The organism is Oleiphilus sp. HI0128 (assembly GCF_001635365.1).
Map to the genome: position 1 here is coordinate 1 of NZ_LWGG01001387.1, position 741 is coordinate 741.

At 44.1% G+C, this 741-nt stretch carries 1 protein-coding gene; it reads left to right on the forward strand.

Features of this window, described 5'->3' with window-relative positions:
- Positions 1–741: serine protease (locus tag A3763_RS22835; RefSeq protein WP_156495276.1), on the forward strand; the 741-nt coding region annotated here is incomplete at both ends.

A 741-nucleotide genomic window follows, 5' to 3' on the forward strand; every position in this document is an offset into this window, starting at 1 on the left:
TACCTTGATTCATGAACGTTGGGTGATGTCTGCTTCGCGTTGTTTCTATGAAGAGCCTGCTGAAGCAATTTCCGTCTATGTTGGAGATTATGATATCTCACGAATTGAAGAAACTGAGCGGCGTATTGGGGTGATTAGTCGCGTGGAGTCAGGTCGAGATTTGATGTTGCTTGAGTTGGCCGATGCGGTTGATGTGAGTGTTTATCCACCTCTTGAATTAGTTAGCTCAGCCATGTTTAAAGGTGTCGAAGCAGGTCATTTGCTAACAATTGTTGGATGGGGGGATCGTGATGGCAACCCCAATCTTATTTCTAGTGGGGGCGGTGAAGACACAATAAACGAAGACTTTCCAAGCGTATTGCATGAAGTGAATGTACCGTTGTTCAACCAGACCGAATGCAATAAAGCCTTCCTGAATGGCGATTTAGAAACGTCGTTGGGAGCTGACTTTTTACCAATATATGGTAATGCTATTGACGGTAAACATATTTGTGCAGGTTATATCGAAGAGACAGGTGATGGGCTTCAAGGTCTATGCGAAAAAGATAGTGGCGGCCCTTTATTATTTCAAACAGGTGGTGAATGGTTTCAAGCCGGCGTNGCAAGCATAGCTCCTTCTGTTTGTGGAAGTCTGGATTATCCAGATGTTTTTACCCGGGTTTCAGCGTTTAAAGAGTGGGTGGACAATATTATAAACCCTGTTGATTTGACCCCAGACAAGCTTTCTCTGCCTGAAAATGT